The sequence below is a fragment of the Kitasatospora sp. NPDC048296 genome (genome assembly GCF_043201815.1).
Classification (GTDB): Bacteria; Actinomycetota; Actinomycetes; order Streptomycetales; family Streptomycetaceae; genus Kitasatospora.
The window spans coordinates 1-1,664 of sequence record NZ_JBICZB010000206.1 but is presented as its reverse complement, the minus strand read 5'-3'; the positions used below and the strand labels follow the sequence as shown (position 1 = coordinate 1,664).

2 protein-coding genes are annotated in these 1,664 nt (G+C 71.8%); both read right to left on the bottom strand.

Annotated features, from left to right (window positions below; genetic code table 11):
- Positions 1 to 128: 128 nt before the first annotated feature.
- Positions 129 to 818, bottom strand: a complete 690-nt coding sequence (locus ACGF12_RS38500; protein ID WP_393041300.1) for an HAD family hydrolase — start codon at positions 816 to 818, stop codon at positions 129 to 131.
- Between the two features lie 77 nt (positions 819 to 895).
- Positions 896 to 1,462, bottom strand: coding sequence for an NUDIX hydrolase (locus tag ACGF12_RS38495; RefSeq protein ID WP_393041297.1), 567 nt, complete (start codon positions 1,460 to 1,462; stop codon positions 896 to 898).
- Positions 1,463 to 1,664 lie beyond the last annotated feature (202 nt).

Sequence of the window (1,664 nt, the reverse complement as noted above, 5' to 3'; positions counted from 1 at the left end):
GATCTTGGCCGACACGGTTCTAGCAGGAGCTCCGTCCCATTTCAGGCGACTTGACGCAACCGCCCAAGGCTCTATCTACACGGCGTTGGGTCTAGCCCGCGGGCCCGGGAGTCCGGAGGCCCAGAGGCTCAGAAGTGGCGCAGCAGCTCCGGGAAGGCCGTGAGCTGCAGCGTCGCCTCGTCCGGGCCGAGCTCCTCGTGCTCCAGCACCCAGGTGTGCTCGTGCGGGATGAACACGGTACGCAGCCCGGCCCGGCGGGCGGGCGCGATGTCGGACTTGGGCGAGTTGCCGATCATCCAGGTCCGCTCGGGGTCGAGGCCGAGCTCGGCGGTGAGCTGCCGGTAGGTGTCCACCGACTTCTCGGCCACGATGTGGATGCCGCGGAAGTGGTGGTCGATGGTGGAGGCCGCCACCTTGGCCTGCTGTTCGTCCTGGTCACCCTTGGTGAGCAGCAGCAGGTGGTGCCGCCCGGCGAGGGCGGTCAGGGTGTCGGCGACGCCCGGGATCAGCTCGATCGCGCCGCGGTCGGTGAGCGGGGTGAGCAGCTCGTCGATCCGGGCCAGCTCGGTGGCGGTGGGGGTGCGGTCGGCGTTGAGGTGCTGCAGGCAGTCGGCGAGGCTCTGCCGGAAGACGGCGGCGCCGTAGCCGAGGGCGGCGGCGTTGGCGGCCTCGATCCGGTCGAGCAGGGCACGGGTGGCCTCCCGCTCGGCCGGGGCGCAGACCCAGTCCAGGAAGCCGTCGATGACTCGCTCGAAGAGGACGTTGTTCTCCCAGAGGGTGTCGTCGGCGTCGAAGACGAGGGTCTGGTCGGTGTGCATCGGATTCCTTCGGACAGGCGGGAAGGGGTTCACAGGAGAAGGGGGTTCAGGAGGAGGGGGTTCAGGAGGAGGGGGGTTCAGGCGAGCAGGCGGGCGGCCCGGTCGAGGGTCTCGCGGAAGTTCTCCTCGGTGGTCCGCCGCTTGGCCTCCTCGATGCCCAACCACTCCAGCGGGGAGGCCGGGTTCTCCGGCCGGGCCTCGTCCGGGGTGTCGGTGGCGAGCAGGAAGCGCAGGTCGGCGTGCTCGTGGGCGGGCTCGACCGGCGAGGCCGGGACGGGCACCACGGCGAGGTGGACGAGGGCGGCGTCCGGCCAGGGGGTGAGGTCGGTCAGGCCGGTCTCCTCCAGGCCCTCGCGCAGAGCGATGTCCAGCGGCAGGCTCTCCCCCGGGTCGCCGTGGCCGCCGACCTGCAGCCAGGCCTGCTGGCGGACGTGCCAGCGCAGCAGGACCCGGCGGGTCGGCGGGTGGACGATCAGCGCGGAGGCGGTGAAGTGCAGCGGGGTGCCGCGGTCCCACGCGTCGGGAGCGCCGACCCGGGCGCGGACCCGGGCGAGGTCGGCGGTCTCCACCGGGCCCTGTGGCCGGTGGTCGTCCAGGAGTCGGGCCAGGTCGGGGCTGTGCGGCGCGGCGCCCGTGGTCACCATGATGATGCTCTCCTCGTTCCGCCCCGGCGCCGCGTCGAACCGCGTCAACCGGCTTGCGGGAGCGGGCGATCGGGCCCGGGTGCTCCGGTTCCGGTGAACCCGCGAAGCCTAGGAGCGTGTCTCAGTAACCGGCAACCCGCGTGCGTCTCGTGATCATTCGTGCGGAATGATCACGGTATGCGCGATGGGGATGGGCTGTTCG

Bases quoted from the DNA above. Each gene is read 5' to 3' on its own strand.
- ACGF12_RS38500 (WP_393041300.1), bottom strand. From the start codon at position 818: ATGCACACCGACCAGACCCTCGTCTTCGACGCCGACGACACCCTCTGG.
- ACGF12_RS38495 (WP_393041297.1), bottom strand. From the start codon at position 1,462: ATGGTGACCACGGGCGCCGCGCCGCACAGCCCCGACCTGGCCCGACTC.